Annotated in this window: 1 pseudogene; it reads right to left on the bottom strand. The window is 57.9% G+C overall.

Annotated elements, in window-relative coordinates:
• Positions 1–240 (bottom strand): annotated as a pseudogene (locus CH341_RS35060) (ABC transporter permease); the annotation flags it as partial.

The following is a 240-nucleotide window of genomic DNA, read 5'->3' as shown; positions in this document are numbered from 1 at the left end:
ACCGGAGACGTCCTGACGGAAACGGAAGGAATAGCCGAGATCGAAGGTGGCGATCTTGGCGATATAAGAGAGAAATTGCTGCGGTAGCGGCTCGTCGAGACCGAATTCCTCGCGCACCTGAGCGATATATTCGGGCGTCGTCTCCATTTGACCGATCAGGGCATAGACGGGGTCACCCGGCGCCGCCTGGATCAGCGTGAAGTTGATGAGCACGATGACAACGATGATCGGCACCGCCTG

The organism is Rhodoplanes roseus (assembly GCF_003258865.1).
Lineage (GTDB): Bacteria > Pseudomonadota > Alphaproteobacteria > Rhizobiales > Xanthobacteraceae > Rhodoplanes > Rhodoplanes roseus.
Note: the sequence above shows the minus strand (reverse complement) of the source record. Positions and strands in the feature narration are given on the sequence as shown.